14 protein-coding genes are annotated in these 17973 nt (G+C 43.9%); 7 read left to right on the forward strand and 7 right to left on the reverse strand.

What is annotated here, in order from left to right; all coding sequences use genetic code 11:
* Positions 1-26: 26 nt before the first annotated feature.
* Both JMX63_RS03705 and JMX63_RS03710 read right to left on the reverse strand, forming a co-directional pair.
* Positions 27-242 carry a hypothetical protein gene (locus tag JMX63_RS03705; RefSeq protein WP_197176127.1) on the reverse strand — a complete coding sequence of 72 codons (216 nt, stop codon included), beginning with the start codon at positions 240-242 and terminating at the stop codon, positions 27-29.
* Between the two features lie 127 nt (positions 243-369).
* Complete coding sequence (locus tag JMX63_RS03710) at positions 370-1731, reverse strand: Na+/H+ antiporter family protein (RefSeq protein ID WP_101205176.1); 1362 nt, start codon at positions 1729-1731, stop codon at positions 370-372.
* A gap of 434 nt (positions 1732-2165) precedes the next feature.
* Here JMX63_RS03710 and lon point away from each other — a divergent pair, with 434 nt between their 5' ends.
* Positions 2166-4769 (forward strand): endopeptidase La, encoded by a 2604-nt coding sequence (gene lon, locus JMX63_RS03715; RefSeq protein ID WP_227673227.1) that lies wholly within the window; start codon positions 2166-2168, stop codon positions 4767-4769.
* Positions 4770-5130: 361 nt separating this feature from the next.
* Entirely contained in the window at positions 5131-5688 is a 558-nt protein-coding gene (locus JMX63_RS03720) for a superoxide dismutase family protein (RefSeq protein ID WP_201571027.1), read from the forward strand.
* Positions 5689-5912: 224 nt separating this feature from the next.
* Here the strand turns inward: JMX63_RS03720 and topA are convergent, their stop codons facing one another.
* Together topA and JMX63_RS03730 are read right to left on the reverse strand one after the other, a co-directional pair.
* A complete protein-coding gene (gene topA / locus JMX63_RS03725; RefSeq protein ID WP_201571036.1) occupies positions 5913-8579 on the reverse strand; it encodes a type I DNA topoisomerase in 2667 nt (888 codons plus the stop codon).
* Positions 8580-8862: 283 nt separating this feature from the next.
* The gene (locus JMX63_RS03730) at positions 8863-9459 is read right to left on the reverse strand and encodes a hypothetical protein (protein WP_201571037.1); all 597 of its coding nucleotides are present in this window, start codon (positions 9457-9459) and stop codon (positions 8863-8865) included.
* A gap of 357 nt (positions 9460-9816) precedes the next feature.
* Here JMX63_RS03730 and JMX63_RS03735 point away from each other — a divergent pair, with 357 nt between their 5' ends.
* The gene (locus tag JMX63_RS03735; protein WP_227673228.1) at positions 9817-10356 is read left to right on the forward strand and encodes a DUF2799 domain-containing protein; all 540 of its coding nucleotides are present in this window, start codon (positions 9817-9819) and stop codon (positions 10354-10356) included.
* A 216-nt stretch (positions 10357-10572) separates the two neighbouring features.
* Here the strand turns inward: JMX63_RS03735 and JMX63_RS03740 are convergent, their stop codons facing one another.
* From JMX63_RS03740 to JMX63_RS03750, 3 genes are all read right to left on the reverse strand, one after another.
* Positions 10573-10974 carry an ExbD/TolR family protein gene (locus tag JMX63_RS03740; protein WP_025651314.1) on the reverse strand — a complete coding sequence of 134 codons (402 nt, stop codon included), beginning with the start codon at positions 10972-10974 and terminating at the stop codon, positions 10573-10575.
* 126 nt (positions 10975-11100) lie between these two features.
* Complete coding sequence (locus JMX63_RS03745) at positions 11101-11790, reverse strand: MotA/TolQ/ExbB proton channel family protein (RefSeq protein ID WP_201571038.1); 690 nt, start codon at positions 11788-11790, stop codon at positions 11101-11103.
* A gap of 108 nt (positions 11791-11898) precedes the next feature.
* Positions 11899-12858 (reverse strand): energy transducer TonB, encoded by a 960-nt coding sequence (locus tag JMX63_RS03750; protein ID WP_201571039.1) that lies wholly within the window; start codon positions 12856-12858, stop codon positions 11899-11901.
* A 486-nt stretch (positions 12859-13344) separates the two neighbouring features.
* On the opposite strand from JMX63_RS03750, the gene JMX63_RS03755 reads away from it, so the two are divergent.
* From JMX63_RS03755 to JMX63_RS03770, 4 genes are all read left to right on the forward strand, one after another.
* Positions 13345-14397 (forward strand): siderophore ABC transporter substrate-binding protein, encoded by a 1053-nt coding sequence (locus JMX63_RS03755; RefSeq protein ID WP_201571040.1) that lies wholly within the window; start codon positions 13345-13347, stop codon positions 14395-14397.
* Positions 14398-14479: 82 nt separating this feature from the next.
* Positions 14480-15565 (forward strand): ABC transporter permease, encoded by a 1086-nt coding sequence (locus tag JMX63_RS03760; RefSeq protein ID WP_201571041.1) that lies wholly within the window; start codon positions 14480-14482, stop codon positions 15563-15565.
* Between the two features lie 96 nt (positions 15566-15661).
* Entirely contained in the window at positions 15662-16747 is a 1086-nt protein-coding gene (locus JMX63_RS03765; RefSeq protein WP_201571042.1) for an iron chelate uptake ABC transporter family permease subunit, read from the forward strand.
* Between the two features lie 58 nt (positions 16748-16805).
* Complete coding sequence (locus JMX63_RS03770) at positions 16806-17576, forward strand: iron ABC transporter ATP-binding protein (protein ID WP_201571047.1); 771 nt, start codon at positions 16806-16808, stop codon at positions 17574-17576.
* The last annotated feature ends 397 nt before the right edge of the window (positions 17577-17973 follow it).

Below are 17973 nucleotides of genomic sequence, written 5' to 3' on the forward strand. Positions count from 1 at the left end.
TAATTTAACATCACTTTATTACTGAGCTAGCCTTTTTCTAATTTACGAATTAAATCTATTATATGATTGCGGTCTTCTTCATATTTCGCCTTATCTACAGCAAATACTTCCATGTAAGGATCACTTCTCACATACGACCATTGTATTAATTCAGGATCGCTCTTTGCTTTTTCAGATAATAAAACTCTAAGCCCTTTTAACAATAACTCTACTTCATTTTGACTAAAACCTTGACTGTCCATGATGTCTAGCCTGCATATAATAGATTAGATTGTTTAAAGGTTAGCATCAATTAAATACTAATGGGAGCTGTAAGGTGCGCACGGCACACCTTACAAAGCTACTGAGCATTTTACACATATCAAAAATCTACAGCACCATCGCTGCAATCCAACCAAATGCGAGTAGCGGAATGTTGTAGTGTAAGAAAGTCGGTATCACACTATCTTTGATATGGTCATGCTGTCCATCAATGTTTAGACCAGAGGTTGGCCCTAATGTCGAATCTGACGCAGGCGAACCCGCATCACCCAGCGCGCCAGCCGTACCGATAATCGCCACAGTAGCCAACGGCGAAAACCCTAAAGAGATACACAGCGGCACATAAATCGCAGCCAAAATAGGAATGGTCGAAAATGAAGAACCAATGCCCATGGTCACAATCAAACCGATTAGTAGCATAATAAATGCCGCCATCGCTTTGTTACCAGCGAACAGTGACGCTGCCCCATCGACCAATGGCTGAATTTGCTCAGTGGCTTTCATCACTTCAGCGAAGCCTTGCGCGGTAATCATAATAAAGCCAATCATCGCCATCAGTTTGATACCGTCATTAAAGACGCCGTCAGCATCACGCCACTTCACCACGCCAGTCGCCATAAACACACCAAAGCCAAACATTGAGCCAAGTAGTAGCGAATCAGTATATAGCTGCACCACAAAAGCCGTCACGATAGCAGCCAGTGCAACCAGTGTCTTTAGCTTGCTTTGCGACTGTGCACCAGCAGCAGTTTTGCTTAATGCATCACCTTCTACGACGGCATCATGCGCTTGCTGATCTATCGCAATCTGCTGATATGCGCGTGGCTTACGGTAGCTGATAAATACAGCAACCAGTAAACCAATTAGCATACCCAATGCAGGAATCGCCATGGCTTGCACCACAGAAATATTGGCAACATCAATGCCCGCTTCACCCACGTTTTTTAGCATAATCTGATTGAGATAGATATCACCAAAGCCATAAGGAATAAACATATAGGTGGTGACCAGTCCAAACGTAATCAGACAAGCAATCAGGCGTCTATCAATCTGCATGCGATTGAATGCTAACAATAGTGGCGGTACCAGTAGCGGAATAAAGGCAATATGAATAGGGATTAAGTTTTGGCTAAAGCAGCTCATGGTAATGAGGCCTGCAAACAGCATGTACTTAATCATGCCACTCGTGCCAGCAGCATCAATACGCTTGATAACCGCGCCTGCCAACGATTGTGGTAATCCCGAATGAGCAATCGCTACCGCAAACGCCCCAAGCAGTGCATACGACAACGCAATCTCTGCGCCATTACGGATGCCTTCTTGAAAAGCATTGAGCGTATCAGTAATACCAAGCCCTGCTAGCAGTCCACCTGCCAGCGCCCCGATTAATAAACTGAGCACCACGTGCACTCGCGAAAGTGACAGTCCTAGCATGATAATAACTGCTAGCAATACTGCATTGATGGCCATGTGTTGCCCCTTGTTCTTTATACTTTGGTCTTATTGAGACCTATGAATATTGAAACTAATGAATATCGCCCTGTTGTCTAAAACGTCTCAATATGAGAGCCTATTTTAGACGCGCGCCAGTTTACCTTATTTTGGGTATAAAGCCTACGCATAGAACCGATTAGACATCATCATAGGTAGCCAAATATCACCTATACATCTAAACCCTCTTCTATAATTTCTGACTGTCTTTATTATTCATAGACCAGTCATACCATTGACGATACATCGTTACCCACATTAATTGCATTAATAACTGGACGCTCAGATAACTATTTAACAAAGATAAGCAGACGACTTCACCAATCAGCCTTGCAATTTTTTTCGTGAGCACCATTTATCTAAACATGAACCACGAACTTGACTTTACAAGTCTGGGGAACGAGGAAAAACATATGAGTGAACATAATATTGATAAAGACAACATCGACATCGATGTATCATCTGCCCTGAACACTGACACGACGTCTGATGCAAATACTGACACTGACGCTAACATCAGTGCTGACGCGAATAATGAGACAGAAAGCTCATCTACGGATGCGTTAAATGCCTCATCTGACGCTGTTAAAGACAATGAAGATGAAAACTATTTGCCATTGCTGGCATTACGCGACGTCGTCGTCTATCCACATATGCAGATTGCATTGTTTGTGGGACGCGCGCCATCGGTGAAAGCGGTTGAGTTGGCACAGGCTGAGTATGGCAACAAAGTACTGGTAGTCGCGCAAAAAGACTCACTGACCGAAGATATTGATCAAGATAACTTGTATCAGTACGGTACGGTGTGTCGCATCGTCAGCACTATGCCACATGACAGCGATGAGAACTGCATCAAGGTATTGATCGAAGGTCAATACCGCGCTCGTGTCGATAACATAGAAGGCCATGATGACTTATTGATGGCGAGATTTGAGCGTGCCGACCTTGACGTCAGCATGGATGAAAGCCAACAGAAAAATACGATTCAAGCATTAACTACATTATTCGAAAGCTATGCAGATGCGCGACTTCGCAATGCACGTGAGCTGACTCGTGTGGCCAAACGTATTGACGACTTGCTTGAGTTGGTTTATTTCATCTCAACTCGTGTGTCGATGGATCTTGATATCAAACAGTCTTTCCTAGAAGAAGACGATATCAAAACGCATATCAACACTTTGACTGAATATTTAGTCAAGCAAAGTGCTGAGCAAAACATCGAGCAGGACATCCAAGATGCTGTCCGTCAGCAAATGGAAGACAATCAGCGCGAATACTTCTTAAATGAGAAGATGAAAGCCATTAAAAATGAGCTGTCAGATATGAATGACGGCGCGTTCGATGGTGAAGATGATGTGGCTGAGCTAGAGCAGCGCTTAGAAGATGCTGACTTGCCGGAAGATGTGCGCAAAAAAGCTGAGCAAGAGTTCAAAAAGCTCAAAATGATGCCACCTGCGTCAAGTGAATCATCAGTGGTACGCAACTATATTGAATGGATTTTGGACACGCCGTGGAATGCGACGACCAAAGTCTCGATCAATTTAGACAAAGCCAAAACAGTATTAGACGAAGATCATTATGGCTTGCAAGATGTGAAAGACCGCATCTTAGAATATCTCGCCGTGCAATCACGCGTGAAGAAACTTCGTGGCCCGATTCTATGTCTCGTCGGTCCTCCAGGTGTTGGTAAAACCTCATTGGGTGAATCTATCGCCCGTGCCACGGGTCGTAAGTTTGTGCGTATGGCCCTTGGCGGCGTACGTGATGAAGCAGAGATTCGTGGTCATCGCCGTACCTATATCGGTGCGATGCCGGGTAAAATCGTTCAATCACTTGCAAAAGTAGAAGTCAAAAACCCGCTGTTCCTATTGGATGAAATCGATAAGATGGCGCAAGACTTCCGCGGTGATCCAGCATCAGCGTTGCTTGAAGTATTAGATCCCTCACAGAACGATACATTTAACGACCATTATTTAGATATGGACTTAGATTTGTCGCAAGTGATGTTTATCTGTACTGCCAACAGCATGGATATTCCACCTGCACTGCTTGACCGTATGGAAGTTATTCGTCTGCCGGGTTATACCGAAGAAGAAAAGGTCAATATCGCACAGAAATACCTAGTGCCAAAAGCGATTAAGCAAAACGGTCTTAAAGAAGGTGAAATTGAGATTGTTGAAGCAGCATTGCATAGCATCGTGCGTAGCTATACGCGTGAAGCAGGTGTGCGTAACCTTGAGCGTGAAGTGAACAAGATCTGCCGTAAAGTGGTTCGCGGTTCGGTTGAAACTCATGGCGCACGTGCTCCGAAAAAAACAGAACGTCAGCTAGTGACCGTCGATGACAAAAATATCGATGACTATCTAGGTGTACATCAGTATGACTACGGTCTGGCTGAAGAAGAGCCTGAAATTGGTCGTATTACTGGTCTTGCATGGACTCAGGTCGGCGGTGAGCTATTGACCATCGAAGCGGTCGGTATGAAAGGTAAAGGCGAGCTTAGCTTTACCGGTTCACTAGGCGATGTGATGAAAGAGTCGATTCGCGCGGCTATGAGTGTGGTTCGTGCTCGCGGTGATAGCTTAGGTATCGACTACGAAACGTTTAAAACAACAGACGTCCATGTGCATATGCCAGAAGGCGCCACGCCAAAAGACGGCCCATCTGCTGGTGGTGCACTGACGACAGCGCTAGTCTCTGCGTTGACAGGTATTGCTATTCGTCCAGATATTGCGATGACAGGTGAGATTACCTTACGCGGTAAAATCCTACGTATCGGCGGTCTCAAAGAGAAGTTGCTTGCGGCACATCGCGGTGGTATCAAGCATGTCTTGATCCCAGCGACTAATGAGCGAGATTTGGCTGATATTCCTGATAACGTGAAAGAAGGCTTAACCATTCAGCCAGTCGCGACGATTGAAGAAATCTTAAAGGTTGCTTTGGTCAGTATGCCAACACCAATTAAGCCTGCCAAAGTGACTGTTGATAAAACCTCTGGTAAAGCACTGCACAATTAATTGAACCTTTATTAAGCCAGTTCTATAGATTAGGAAGCCGCTCATCACTATGGTGAGCGGCTTTTTTATACCTGTTTGTTATTCATTTGCTTGCAGTTCATAGCCTTCTTAGTAGGTTTCTCACGCATTTAAAGCCATTTAATTTTGAAAATCATTTATCTTAGTTCGTTTTTCAAACCCATACGTTACTTACATTTATTAACTGATTGTTGCGCATTTGATGAATAACTATAGAGTTAGCTTGGCTATACTGACTCCGATGTTAACGAATATTGACACCGATTTTTATAGAACAATAACGATAAATATTCGTGGCTTTCATAAAGATTAAAAATAACAACTCAAACAATTGGAGATAATAATGAATAAGACATTATTTGCAAGTACCCTATTATGCGGTTCAGCGTTAGCAATGACTGGTTGCCAGACCGTAGAGAGTCAAATGCAAACAGGCAATCCTTTAGCACAGCCAACGCTAAAATCAACCATACAAACAGTAGATGGCGAGAAGAAAGAAGTTGGTCAAGTTTTCTTACGTCCAGTCGATGGCGGCGTCCAAGTTTACGGTAAACTTACTAACCTACAGCCAGGCAGAACTGTCTCATTACATATCCACGAAACAGGCAGCTGTGACGTTATGGGTAAAGCAGCAGGCGGTCACTTCAACCCAGACAACAAGCCACATTCTAATCCAGATGATATGAATGGTCATGCTGGTGACCTGCCAAACTTAACTGCTAATGAAGATGGTGTTGCTACTATTAACTATGTGAATAAGAAAATCGCAGCGACTGAAGCAGGTAAATACAGCGTAAATCGTTTGGCCTTTATCGTACATGCTGGCGTTGACGACTATACCAGTCAGCCTTCAGGTAATGCAGGCGATCGTATTGGTTGCGGTATCATCGTAAAAAACTAATACTGTCCAAATCTATTAATTTAGGTTAATTCTATAAATATAGAAATAGCTTAGAAGAAATATTACAAGCATAAAAAAACCCTCTTAAATTATAAGAGGGTTTTTTATTGGAAGTAACTATTAGGTTTGTTGAAGCCAATACAAGAAAGACAAATGTAAATTTTACCTGTAGCACATCAGATGAGTCTGACGCTATAAAAGCGACATATCGGATTTAACAATAGTTACTCCTCTACCCATTCACCTTTACGCCAGTAAACACCCCAACGTGTGGCCTTGCCGTTTTTTTCAGAGCCGATATACTGCTCTTTTTTCTTACGTGACCAGCGCAAGATGGTTGGGTTACCTTCAGGATCTTCATCTGGTCCTGCAAATAGATACTGGAACTTGTCTTCCATCTTGTCTTTGATTTCTCGTAGCTCAGCCAGCTTTGGCGGACGTGTCTCGCGCACTTTTGGGAACTTAGATGCTGCCAAGAACATCCCAGCCGCCCCTTCACGCAAAATGAAATAATCATCATGTTTGGTCGACTTTAGCTCTGGCAAGTGGATTGGATCCATACGCGGCGGCGCTGCTTCACCTGTTTTTAGTACTTTACGCGTGTTATCACAGTTTTGACAAGCAAAGTACGGGCCAAAGCGTCCTGTTTTAAGCTCCATCTGCCCATCGCACTTATTACAGTCAATGGTTGGTGCATCTGAGCCAGGTACTTCAAACTTACCTTCTTCTAGGATATAACCATCGCAATCAGGGTTGTTACCGCAAATGTGTAGTTTGAGACCACCATCTACGATGTAACCATTCATCGCCGTGCCACATTTCGGACAGCGTTTTTTCTCCATCAAATCTTTGACTTCAGCCGCTTCGTCATCGCTGTCGCTATCATCAAGATTGGCAAACGCTTCGACCGGCATTAAGTTTTTGGTGCCTTTACAGCGCTCTTTTGGCGGTAAGTTATAGCCAGTACAGCCTAAGAATACGCCGGTTGAGCCGGTACGCAGTTGCATCGGACGATCACAGATATCACAATGGACATCTGGCACATCGGTTGGATCATTGGGGCGCATGCCGTCTTTTTCTTTGGCACGATCTAGGGTCTTTTTAAAGTCGCCATAGAAATTATCAAGGACATCTTTCCAGTCAGTATCGCCCTCAGCAACATGGTCAAGCTTGTCTTCTAGCGCAGCGGTAAAGGTATAATCCATCAAATCTGGGAAACTTGCCGTCAGTCTATCGGTGACGATATCGCCCATTTTTTCAGCAAATAAACGTTTGTTTTCAAGCTTCACATAACCGCGGTCTTGAATGGTTGAGATGATAGAAGCGTAAGTCGATGGACGACCGATACCTTTTTTCTCCAGCTCTTTGACTAGGCTTGCCTCTGTGTAGCGCGGTGGCGGCTTGGTAAAGTGTTGACTCGGATCGAGCTTATCGAGCGTTAACTTATCACCTTGTTTGACATCAGGTAATAAAGTATCGTCAGTCTTAGCTGGTGGCATGACTTTAGTAAAGCCATCAAACACTAGGGTGCGACCGCGTGCTTTTAGCTCGACATCGCCGGCAGCGACGAACAGATTCACGGATAAGTATTTCGCAGGCGTCATCTGACACGCGACAAACTGACGCCAAATCAGCTCATATAGACGAATGGCATCACGTTCAACACCTTTTAACTGCGTCGATTTCATATTGACGTTAGACGGACGAATCGCTTCATGCGCCTCTTGTGCGCCTTGTTTATTGCCATAGAAGTTTGGTTTTTCTGGTACATATTTTGCACCATAGCTGTCTTCGATATGACCACGGACAGCAGCAAGCGCGTCGCCTGATAAGAATGTCGAATCGGTACGCATATAAGTAATATGACCGGCTTCGTATAGACGCTGCGCTAAAATCATGGTTTTCTTAACAGAGAACCCTAAGCGCGTGCTAGCAGCCTGTTGCAAAGTTGAAGTAATAAATGGCGCGCTTGGACGTGATTGCGTTGGTTTTTCTTCACGCTCTTTGACGATAAAATCGCTTGCTTTGAGCACCTCTAAAACTTTATCGGTCTGCTCTTTATTACCAAGCTTTAAGGTTTTTCCACCTTGTTTGGTCGCCTCTAAGCGGATACCGATTTGCTCAGCGTCTGAGGTTTTTTTGGCTTTACCATTAGCAATGTGCGTGTCCGCATGAATCTGCCAGTACTCTTCTGGGATGAACGCGCGAATTTCATGCTCACGCTCAACGACCAAGCGCATGGCGACTGACTGTACGCGGCCTGCAGACAGTCCGCGAGCAATCTTTTGCCATAATAGCGGCGATACCATAAAGCCAACAACACGGTCCAAGAATCTGCGCGCTTGCTGCGCGTTCACGCGGTCAATGTCTAATTTCGAAGGCTGCTTAAATGCACTTTGAATAGCTGACTTGGTAATCTCGTTGAAGACCACACGTTGATATTTACTATCAGGGCCACCGATGACTTCTTTTAAATGCCAAGCGATCGCTTCCCCTTCTCTATCCATATCCGTTGCTAGATAGATTTTGTCAGCGTCTTTGGCTAGTGCTTTGAGCTCTTTGATGACTTTGGTTTTGTTTGGTAGTACTTCATAGGCTGCTGCCCAGTCATGCTCTGGATCTACACCCATGCGGCGTACCAGTGCTTGCTGCGCTTTTTCTTCTTTGGTCAGACTGTCATCTTTTTTAGCGGTTGTTGCTTTCTTTGCGCTTTTGCTCGCACTGACCGGCAAATCACGGACGTGACCGATACTTGAGCGTACGATAAAGTCATCACCAAGGTATTTATTAATCGTTTTTGCCTTGGCTGGTGATTCTACAATCACCAAAGACTTACCCTTCGGGCTGTCAGCAGCTGGTGCTGGACTTTTTTTGGTTGTGGTTTTTGCCATGTTTGACGACACCATAATATAAGTAAATTAAAAGTAAGGTTAAATTCAGCAGCACGGCAATTTAGGGAAGCTAATACTCATGGTTCGACCATGGTTCAGCTATTTATAGTAATAATCGCTGCTGATAAAAAAGGTTATAAAACAAATAATAACCATAAAATAAAGATATAGTTATAAAGACGTTACACTGCTAAGCGTTAAACTGTCAACTTTAAATAATTTGAATATGACAAACCGCTTGCATATTGCCCTTTAATGGAGACGAAAAAACGCTTTACTAGGTTTATGCTTGTTTTTGCATCTGTAGCGCCCATTTCTCAAGGTTTTCTTTGAGCACTAATAAGTCCGCTTCAATCCGTTTTTGATGGTACGTTGGGTTGGATGCTGGACGTACATAAGCAATATCTTCCCAATAAATAATAATGCTATTGGCCTTGGTCAATAGACCTTTAACAAACGGCTCAATACTTACTGGCAGCTCTAACGGCACTTGATCCAAGCTAAAATCAGTCTTTTTGACTACTGGATTATTGCTGATTTGACTAGATCGAATCGCACTGGGAATAGTAAGCGTCTTATCGTCTGTACTGGTATCAACAAAACTGCTATCTGGTCGCCACTGTCCATCAATCACTTGATAACGGGTATGCGGCAGTTTAGTGTCTTCAAATATTAGGCAGTACTGTCCAAGCATACCGCGGCCATAATCATTATCACGGCCTTTGATCCAATCAGGGCACGAAACAAGTTTTGGATTGAGCTGTAAACGACGCGCGGTCATACGCAGCTTATCCAAACGCTGATCGATACCGTTCGGTTTGAGCGCCATCATACTCCCTAATACGAATAGTACAATGATAACGCCAATCAATGTTCCCATGATGGTCTGGCCTTTTGACTAAATGAAAAAGATACTAAGAGATATAGCGGTAAATATCGCTAATGAACCGTTATTTATAAATAGTACATATAGTTTTGCGATTAGCACGATAACAAACAACGATATATAAGGGCTTATAATGAGCACGAACCATTAAAAATCAAGCGTTGTCGTCCAATCGGGGTGCAACAGGTACTTTTAAAGCATATGACAATTTAGCAAGTTACACTATTAAATCAGCTATTTAGCGTATACAAATTTACTGATCACAGCACGCTATAAAAACCAGATACGAAAAGTGGTCAGTTCAAAAAAGTGCTATGATAAACCATAATTTTAAACGCGCGCAGGTTTATTATGAATTATCTTATTGAGTCAAACTCATCGGGCGCTTATCACGCTCGCAAGCTGACAAGTAGAGTCATGAGCAAAACAGGCATGAGCTTATCGCTACTTGGCGCGGTCGTACTGACATTATCGGGCTGTGCCACGACTCAGAGCCTAACTCCGCAGCAGTGTCAAAGCAGTAACTGGCAAGAAGTCGGCTATGCTGATGGCTCGCAAGGACGTTCAGGCGCTTACTTCGGTCACTATACCAATAGCTGCGCCAGTGTCGGCGGTGCTAGCCCTAACCGTATCCAATGGGAGCAAGGCCGTCAACAAGGTCTCAAAAACTACTGTACCGAGCTGAATGCTTATAAGCTCGGCCGCGAAGGCTATGACTGGCAACCTGTCTGTCCGTTAGAAGGTATTGATAAGTTAGAAGAAGCCTACTCCCAAGGGCGCTACTACTATATCCGTCAGCGCGATCTCGACTACTTACGCTCACCTTACCCATTTGGCTACAGACATGCAGGCTTCGGTTACGGCTATCGTCCATTTGGCTACGGCTGGTAAAAAAAGAAAACCTCACTAACGACTTAATTTGAGGTTTAAGTAGTTAATGAGGTTGGAGAAAATTTTATTATTTTAATTGTTTTTATTATAGTGGTGCTGGTTGTCTTACTGGTTGGGCTATTGGTTTATCTAGCCAGTTTTCTAATATAGGGCTAAAACTATTAGCACTGACTCACAGTGCTTAAACTATTAAGTATTCAGCTCTTCAGTATTTAGCTATTCATTCACAAATGCGATTTTGGTCAGTCCAGCATTACTTGCGGCTGCTAAGACTTGAGCGACCGTATCGTACTTGCCTTCTTTATCCGCACGTAACTGTACCGCTGGGTTCTTACCAGTCGCGCCTTGCTGCTGCAAGCGTGTCTCTAACTCTTCCATGCTGATTGGATCGCTATCCCAGAATATCCCTGCATCTTTATCAATACTGACTTGAATCGCTTCTGGCGGCGTTTCATTGAGCGCGGCACTAGTCTCTGGCAAATCTAAAGGCACCGTCGGATTCAGCACGGTCGCTGTCAATAAAAATATAATCATCAATACCAGCATGATATCGATCAGCGGAATGAGATTCATCTCATCCATGCTTCGTACGTCATCATCACCCAATTGAAATGCCATAGTTACTCTCAATACTTTTGGTTATTTTCACACAGCCAAGCCGTTTTTCGACGGTTTTTCGACTTGTCGTTTGAGCCTTTACAGACCTAGCATCTACAGAATCAGTATCTGTAGAATTAGCAGTATCTATAGCTGCTTTGGCACAGAATTACTGTAGTTGCTGGTATGCTGCGTCTCACTGGTAATTGAACGACTGCTTGGTGCAGCATGCACTTGTGAGGCGCTAGCAGGATTGCTCGCAGTTACCTTGGTAGTATCCACAAGACCCGTTGATTGCGCCAATAAATCATGGGCTCTGTCGTTGGCTTGATACATTATGCGGCGATTGATACGTACTGCAAGGTTGTAAAACACCACAGCTGGAATCGCTACTGCAATACCAAGACCTGTCATAATTAGAGCTTCACCGACTGGCCCTGCAACCTGCCCCAATCCTGCCTGACCACTCATACCAATATTGTGCAAGGCATGGAAAATACCCCATACCGTACCAAACAAGCCGATGAACGGTGCAATCGCTGCCGTCGTACCAAGAATTGGCAGACCGCGCTCACTAGCAAAGCGATAGCGACCGATATGCTTGAGCAAAGTCTGCTCAGTCACCAAGCGGCGAGTGGCAGCATCAGTACCAGCCAAGTCAGACTGTTTGGCTTGTAATTGCTGACTCAAATCATCTGCTACATTGGTCGCCAGCTTACGGCTTTGCAATACGCGGACGATACCTGTCACCCAAGAGAGAATAGATAACGCAAGCAACAAAAAGAACAACGTTTTTGTCACCATGTCGCTGATCTGCCAGTATTGCATAAAGTCCATGTCAGACTCCTTAATGTGTAATGCCATTACATGATACTGAGGTAAATACCATGTTTAGTTTTATAATGAAAAATGATTAATAAATACGTTGTTATAAAGTATGAGCTATCAAGGAACCGCGTAACTGATCGGTAGGGTTACATCACCTACCACGGGTACGCCATTCTTAGTAAAGGGTTTGAACTTGCCAGATCGAACTTGACGTCGGGCTTCTTTGTCTACTAGCGGATTACCTGATGATTGAGCAACTCGCACGTTATCGATGCCGCCTTGTTTGTTGACTCGTAATACCAAGACAACGTTGAGCGTATCACCAGAACGAGCTCTACGGGCAGCGCGCTCAGGAAAACTAAAGTTTGGCGCAGATGCCCAGTTGGCTGAGCTAGCAGTAAAGCTCACAGGCTCATTACTCTGTGCTAAAGCAGCTGCTGCTTCTGCCTCAGCTCTTGCTTGTGCAGCGGCGGCCTCTGCGGCAGCCTTCGCTTGAGCGGCAGCTCTGACATCAGCGACTCTTTTGGCTTCTTGTTCTGCCCTAGCTTGCGCTTCTTGCTCAGCCTTTCTGGCTTGGCGCTCCGATTCAGCTTGGGCAGCTGCTTGACGTTGTGCTTCAGCTGCTGAGTTATCAACCTTCGGTTTCGGTAGCGGCTCTTTTGGGGCTACTTTTTGACTGATATCAGGACGAGGCTTTTCTGACGCTATCACAGGCGTCACTTTCGGCTCTATATTTTTTACAACAGGCTCTTTTGGTTTTACTGGTGTCTCTTTTGGTTTTCTAACCGGCTCTTTAGGCTTTGATTCAGGTTGCGGCAATGGCTGAACTTGTACCTCAGGCTGTACTTCTTTTTTGGCTGTGACTGTTTGCTTTTCTAATTCAGTTGAGAGCGTTTTTGCCGGTAATGACACAAACTTTATCTCAAGTGGTGACATCTCTTTTTTTGGCTCAGGTTTGAGTTCAGGCGTTTTTATTGCCACTAGTGCAATTGCGGCAAGCACATGGAGTCCTAAGACTGCAACAATAGCTAGCAATAACGATTTAAGTGGTGGCGCGTCTAAATCCGTTGAACTCATAACAGCCTAATGTTTATTACTCAGAGTAGAATGGCGTAGATAATAATGCAAACGATAATTATTATCAATAATAATTTACAATATTTTCGCTATTTAATACATCTCTGACACGTGACATTGCTTAGTAGCCTTATTTATCAGAACGCTTATTTCTATGAACGTTACCTACTTTTATACCTCACTACTATGAATCTTATCTTTACATCAAATGATACGTTGCGTTTAATATAACAAGTGCTGTTAATAAAAACCATTATCATTTATATTGATAATGAGTCTCAACTACTTTATTATAACCGCTGTACTGTCTACCCATACTATTTTTATAAAAACTATTCGTATAAAAAGTTAGTAATTGGTACTAAGTAGACTATTTATTTTATGCTTTTTATCTCAAGCAACTTTCAGACTTAATATTTTTAGCGTTATTCATTTGCAATTATTTTAGACAATTGCTTAAACATTTTTTGATAGACCGAGTTCATTATGCCGACACCCTTATTATCTAGCAGATCTACCGCCTCTTTTTTCAAACGTCCATTATTGACTGCTGCCATGACAGCGTTATTAGCTACGGTAGTGGCAGGATGTAGCTCGCCTGAATCAAATGACTCTGAGCCAGCAGACGCTAAAACCGAAAACCCAACGGCTGATGAATCACAGAACGTTGCTAATAACGACGCTGTATCTGCTGAAAAAATCATGGTCAATACCGTAAAAGGTGATGTTGAGCTGGCTATGAACCCATCGCCACTTGTCGTTTATGACATGACATTGATGCAAGATTTGGCTGCACTAGATGTGGCGGTCGATGGTATGCCTGGTGGTCTATTACTAAAGAATCTACATTCAGAAACACAGCCTGATCCAAAATCGGTAGGTACTGTGTTTGAGCCGGATCTTGAAGCGTTGAATGCAATGCAGCCACAAGCTATTTTGGTCGGTTCACGCATGGCAGAAAAATACGACGAGCTATCAAGTATCGCGCCGACATTGGATATGAGTATTGATACAGCAAATATCTATGAGTCAAGCAAGCAGCGCCTGCATGATCTAGGTGCATTGTTTGGTAAAAGCGATCAAGCCGCTAAGCTACAACAGAACATCGATGGACTCATCACTGAGACCAAGAGTCTAACAAAAGAAAATAAAGGCATGGGCCTAGTCGTCATGGTCAATGGCAACAAAATGTCAGCCTATGGTGACAAGTCTCGCTATGGTTTTATCCATACTGTGTTAGGTGTGCCAATGGCAGATGACAAAATTGCCGATGCGCCTCATGGTCAGCCGATATCGTTTGAATACATCCAAAAAGCCAATCCAGATTGGTTATTTGTCATCGACCGCAGTGCCGCAATTGGTGAAGACGGTATTGGTGCCAAGGCCGTATTGGACAATCCACTGGTTGCCCAGAGCAATGCATGGAGCAAGCAGCAAGTGGTTTATTTGAGCCCAGATTCTTACTTAGCATTTGGCGGTTACTACCAGTGGATGCAGGATCTAACGACGATTAAAGATGCTTTTACTAACGCTAAATAATGTCGTTAGTGATAAAAACGATTGTTGTACAAGTAGGTAATTATTACCGTTAACCCTGCTCATTTTTAAGCCAGTAAAGATTATGTCGTTATTTTCACCCCGTACTCATGCTAGGCTCAAATCCAGTACTGCTCCATCAGCGTCAAGCTGGCAGAGCGGTACTGGCAATGCATTACATCGACGTACTGCCATACCACCGTGGTTCATCAATATAGCAAGCCTCATTCTTATGGGGCTTTTGGTGTTATTAAGCTTATCTATTGGGGTGGCCGACTTTTCGTGGTCAGGTATCTTGCAGAGTCTTCTGACTCAGAGTGCCAACTCCGATAGCTCATTGCTATTGGTTAGCCGCATACCGCGTACCATCGCCATTATTTTGACTGGTATTGCAATGGCAGTGGCTGGGATGATTATCCAAGTAGTGCTAAAAAACCGCTTTGTAGAGCCGTCCATGGTCGGTGCGACTCAAAGCGCTGCACTTGGTTTATTGGTAGTCAGTCTGCTGTTCCCTGCCAGCGCGCTCATTGTAAAAATGGGCGTGGCAACCATCGCTGCCGTTTTTGGCATGATGCTATTTATGCTGCTCATACACCGAATACCGCCCACTGATTTTTTGATGATTCCACTGATTGGCATTGTCTTTGGCGGCATTATCGAAGCAGTCACTACCTTTATCGCCTATCAAACCGAATCGCTACAGATGCTCAGTGTTTGGCAGTTTGGTGATTTTTCGGGCGTATTGGCAGGGCGCTATGAGCTGTTGTGGCTGACGGGTGGACTGTGTGTGCTGGCTTATATTATTGCTGACAAGCTGACTATCGTCGGTTTGGGTGACAATATCGCCTTAAACTTGGGTATTAGTAAGCGTCAAGTCACTTGGATTGGCGTAGGTATGGTAGCCATGATGAGCGCTGTCGTGGTCGTGACTGTAGGCATGATTCCTTTTATTGGGCTGGTCGTGCCAAACATTGTGAGCCGTCTAATGGGAGATAAGTTGCGTCGCAGCTTGCCAGCAGTTGCCCTACTTGGTGCTTCAGCCGTATTGCTATGCGATATTATCGGGCGTTCTATTCGCTACCCATTTGAAGTGCCTGTCGCCACTATTTTTGGTGTGGTTGGTACGGTGCTGTTTTTATGGCTGTTATTACGTGCGCCAGCTGAGCAGTAGCACCATGTCCACTAACTATGTATTAATTTTTAGTACTCACTTACCGTCGTTCATTTTTTGCCTTATTAGATAAGCTTGGCACCATAGGATTTTTGTATGTTCTCATCAACTAAGCTTACTTCTACCAAGACTGATGCTACCAAAACCAGCACAGCGATAGATAACTCATCTTCAGCAGATGGTCAGTATTCAGCCGCTGCACAAGGTCAGTTGGCAAAGCTTTGGGCATGTATAGCTGCCCATCCAAAATCTATAGCAGCTATCATTCTACTTATCTCAATGACCTTGTTTATGACGCTCAATGTCAATGGCTATTGGGACTTTGCGCTACCGTTACGCGGCAAAAAACTGCTGTCACTGATGGTGGTTGGCTATGCGATTGGCGTGTCGACGCTACTGTTTCAGACGTTGACTCACAATCCAATTCTAACGCCCTCCCTACTTGGGTTTGACTCACTCTATGTTCTGTTGCAGAGCTTACTGGTTTTCTTTTTAGGTGCGATTAGCTTTACCAGTCTCGATCCTATTGCCAAGTTCACGCTAGAGATTGTCCTGATGTTTGGGGCATCTTTATTATTGTTTAAGTTATTATTTTCTAACAGCAGTCAGGATCTGACGCGGCTAATATTGGTGGGCGTTATCTTTGGCGTGTTATTTCGCAGTTTATCAGCACTCATTGCACGGCTGATTAACCCTGATGATTTTGTGGTCGTACAGTCTGCCAGCTACGCGCAGTTCAATACGGTCAACCCTCAGCTACTAGGTATCAGCTTATTTATCTGTGCCATCACCGCGATATTTGTATGGCGCTGGCGTTATCAGTGCGATGTATTGATGCTTGGACAAGCACAAGCCGTCAATCTTGGTATCAACTATCAACGTTTAGCATTTGGTCTATTAACTGTCATTGCTGTACTGGTTGCCACGGCCACTGCACTGGTCGGTCCAGTGACTTTCTTTGGTCTGCTGGTTTGCGCACTGACCAATCGTATGGCACGACATATGTATCACACTGAGCGGCTGATATTAGTCAGTTTGGTTGCCATGATTTGCTTAGTGCTGGGTCAAACACTCTTTGAGCAAGTGCTAGACATGGCAGGCGTATTGTCCGTCGTGATAGAGCTAGCAGGTGGCCTCGTGTTCTTGGCATTGATATTTATGTCCCAGCGCCGTTCAGTATGACCACTTAACTGATACTGTTAATAAAGAAAGCCTTAAGATTTTTTAAAATAAGACGATTATGATTAAACTGAATAATATCTCTCACTATATTGGCAAACAACAAATCTTGCATGACATTACGTTGTCCCTACCAACGGCGCAGGTGATTGCTTTGATTGGGCCTAACGGCGCTGGGAAGTCTACGTTGTTTTCTGTCATGGCTCGCTTGCAACCGCTACAATCTGGGCAAGTGAGCTTCGCTGTAGATAATGAGGAACGTGACATTGTCAGCTGTCAGGCACGGACACTGGCAAAGACTGTCGCGATGCTTGGGCAAGACAATCATGTACAAGGACGCCTGCGCGTACATGAGCTACTGATGTTTGGTCGTTACCCTTATCATCAAGGGCAACCGACCGCTGACGATCAGCAAAAAGTGCAAGAAATACTCGAGCGCTTTGAGCTTGAGCCACTTGCCGAGCGTTTCTTGTCAACGCTATCGGGTGGACAGCGACAGCGCGTGCTGATCGCTATGATTGTCTGCCAAGATACACCCTATCTATTGCTCGATGAGCCACTAAATAACCTAGACATGTATCATGCTGGTCGACTCATGCGTGAGCTACGCCAGCTTAGCCACAATCAGCAAAAAACCGTGGTAATCGTCCTGCATGATATCAACCAAGCGGCACAGTTTGCAGATACGGTCGTTACGATGAAAGCAGGAGAAGTGACCGCTATAGGTTGCCCTGCTGATGTTATTACTAAAGAGACGATGAAAGATTTATACAACGTCGATGTCACTGTCCTAAGTCATCAGGGTCGTCCAGTGATTGTTGATACGGTTTAAATAAAGAACTTCGCAAATAATAAAAGAAATTATAGATGTATAGAGCGCTATTAAATAATCGATGGATAAACTACAAGAACTTATCTCTACTAGTTTTAGTAATTAGCTTTTGCTTATTCATTTTTAATGCTTTAAATAAGGAGGTATCAAATACCTTTTTTTGGTTAGGAATGACCTTATATAGTCTAAGATTGGTGGTTATTCCTATGGATTTTACTCAAGACATCTCTTCAGTAGATTACACAAAGAACTATGATGAAAATAATAGTTGGCATAGATGGGTCATGATAGGTGAAACGTTTGCTTTCTTCATTTTTACTGTCTCGATAGCATACACAATATTCTTGCAATTAAATTTATAACTAGGGCATGCTTTTGATTCAACAGATAGCTATCT

This window comes from Psychrobacter nivimaris (assembly GCF_904846365.1).
In the GTDB taxonomy this organism is placed as follows: domain Bacteria; phylum Pseudomonadota; class Gammaproteobacteria; order Pseudomonadales; family Moraxellaceae; genus Psychrobacter; species Psychrobacter nivimaris_B.

What these genes read in the sequence shown, in the direction of transcription:
- JMX63_RS03735 (WP_227673228.1), top strand. Translation starts at nt 9,817, where the DNA reads ATGAATTATCTTATTGAGTCAAACTCATCGGGCGCTTATCACGCTCGC.
- JMX63_RS03740 (WP_025651314.1), bottom strand. Translation starts at nt 10,974, where the DNA reads ATGGCATTTCAATTGGGTGATGATGACGTACGAAGCATGGATGAGATG.
- JMX63_RS03770 (WP_201571047.1), top strand. Translation starts at nt 16,806, where the DNA reads ATGATTAAACTGAATAATATCTCTCACTATATTGGCAAACAACAAATC.
- JMX63_RS03710 (WP_101205176.1), bottom strand. Translation starts at nt 1,731, where the DNA reads ATGGCCATCAATGCAGTATTGCTAGCAGTTATTATCATGCTAGGACTG.
- JMX63_RS03730 (WP_201571037.1), bottom strand. Translation starts at nt 9,459, where the DNA reads ATGGGAACATTGATTGGCGTTATCATTGTACTATTCGTATTAGGGAGT.
- JMX63_RS03720 (WP_201571027.1), top strand. Translation starts at nt 5,131, where the DNA reads ATGAATAAGACATTATTTGCAAGTACCCTATTATGCGGTTCAGCGTTA.
- lon (WP_227673227.1), top strand. Translation starts at nt 2,166, where the DNA reads ATGAGTGAACATAATATTGATAAAGACAACATCGACATCGATGTATCA.
- JMX63_RS03755 (WP_201571040.1), top strand. Translation starts at nt 13,345, where the DNA reads ATGCCGACACCCTTATTATCTAGCAGATCTACCGCCTCTTTTTTCAAA.
- JMX63_RS03760 (WP_201571041.1), top strand. Translation starts at nt 14,480, where the DNA reads ATGTCGTTATTTTCACCCCGTACTCATGCTAGGCTCAAATCCAGTACT.
- JMX63_RS03750 (WP_201571039.1), bottom strand. Translation starts at nt 12,858, where the DNA reads ATGAGTTCAACGGATTTAGACGCGCCACCACTTAAATCGTTATTGCTA.
- JMX63_RS03705 (WP_197176127.1), bottom strand. Translation starts at nt 242, where the DNA reads ATGGACAGTCAAGGTTTTAGTCAAAATGAAGTAGAGTTATTGTTAAAA.
- JMX63_RS03745 (WP_201571038.1), bottom strand. Translation starts at nt 11,790, where the DNA reads ATGGACTTTATGCAATACTGGCAGATCAGCGACATGGTGACAAAAACG.
- topA (WP_201571036.1), bottom strand. Translation starts at nt 8,579, where the DNA reads ATGGCAAAAACCACAACCAAAAAAAGTCCAGCACCAGCTGCTGACAGC.
- JMX63_RS03765 (WP_201571042.1), top strand. Translation starts at nt 15,662, where the DNA reads ATGTTCTCATCAACTAAGCTTACTTCTACCAAGACTGATGCTACCAAA.